This is a genomic window from Pseudomonas sp. NFACC10-1, assembly GCF_900119195.1.
Classification (GTDB): Bacteria; Pseudomonadota; Gammaproteobacteria; order Pseudomonadales; family Pseudomonadaceae; genus Aquipseudomonas; species Aquipseudomonas cerasi.
Genome location: NZ_FPJB01000007.1, coordinates 403,718 through 405,335, shown reverse-complemented (window position 1 = coordinate 405,335; position 1,618 = coordinate 403,718). Strand labels below are relative to the sequence as shown.

Below are 1,618 nucleotides of genomic sequence, written 5' to 3'. Positions count from 1 at the left end.
GCATAAGCGTCGTCCTCCGGCGCCGGCAATGCCCGTCGATCCAGCTTGCCGTTTGGCGTTAGCGGGAAACGCGCCAGCGTTACGAAGGCACTCGGAATCATGTACTCCGCCAGCCCTTGCGACAGTTGCTCACGCAACTGTGCCGCCGACAACACGGCGCCTTCCCGCGCCGTCAAATACGCCACCAGGCGTTTGTCTCCGGGACGCTGCTCGCGCACCAGCACCACCGCCTCCCTGACTCCAGGACAAGCCGCCAGCTGCGACTCGATCTCACCCAGCTCGATACGGAAGCCACGGAGCTTGACCTGATCGTCGTTGCGCCCCAGGTACTCGATATTGCCGTCCGCCAGCCAGCGTCCCAGATCGCCGCTCCTGTACATCCGCGCCGCAGGCTCGGCACTGAACGGGTCGTCCAGGAAACGCTCCGCCGTCAGTTCGGGCAGATTCAGATAGCCACGGGCAACCCCCGCGCCGCCGATATGGATCTCGCCGCTGACCCCGATGGGCACCGGCTGGCCGTGTGCATCCAATAGGTAAATGCGTGTGTTGCCGATAGGGCGGCCAATAGGAATCGAGCGCGAATTGTCGGACAGCGCATGGATCTCATAGGTGCTGGCAAAGGTCGTTGTTTCCGTTGGTCCATAGCCATTGATCAGATGCCTCGGGCGATGGGCGCGGGACAAAACCTTCGCAACGCTCACTGGATCGAGCACATCCCCACCGACCAGGAGATATCGCAGCTTTGAGAAGGCAGCGGCGAGTACATCGACATATTCATTGAACAATCCAGCAGTCAACCATAAAGCGGTCACGCCACCTTCAATCAATATATGGTTCAAGCGCGCGGGATTGAGCAGCGTCGCCTGAGACACAACCAACAGTTTCGCCCCATTGAGCAGCGCACTCCAGATTTCCCAGGTCGAAGCGTCGAAGGCCGTATTGGCGCCATGCGCAACACAATCCTCTGTGGTGATCCTGGCATAAGGATTATTGATAACCAGACGCAGCACACTGCGGTGCTCAATCAGCACGCCCTTCGGCACTCCCGAGGAGCCGGATGTATACATCACATAAGCCGGCATTCTCGACGTCAGCCCCAGGGCATCAAGATCCGGATTGCCACACGGCAGCCCACCGGTCCCTGAGGACAGGTCCACGCTGTCCAACACGACCTGCGGCACATTTACCGCCGGCAGGCATTCCTGCAGCGCCGCTTGCACCAGCACTGCTACCGGCGCGCTGTCTTCCAGCATGTAGCGCAACCGCTCCGACGGATATCCATGATCCAGCGGCACATACGCACCGCCCGCCTTCAAAATCCCCAGCAAGCCCACCACCATTTCCAGGCTGCGCTGCGCACAGATCGCGACCCGATCATCCGGCTGGATACCCAGGCCGATCAGGTAATGTGCCAGTCGATTCGCCCGCGCGTTGAGTTCGCTATAGGTCAGGCTTCCGGCTTCATCGACCACCGCCAGGGCATCGGGCTGTTGTGCCGCCTGTTCCTCGAACAGTTGATGGAGCAACTTGTCCGCCGGGTAGGCCGCTGCCGTATCGTTGAACGACTCCAACACCTGCCGACGTTGCTCGCACGACAGCAGCGGCAGTTCTGCGACCG

The 1,618-nt window shown here is 60.9% G+C and carries 1 protein-coding gene; it reads right to left on the bottom strand.

Annotated features, from left to right (window positions below):
- Positions 1–1,618, bottom strand: a 1,618-nt coding sequence (locus BT119_RS20830; protein ID WP_139271373.1) for a non-ribosomal peptide synthetase, incomplete at both ends; no start/stop codon positions are given.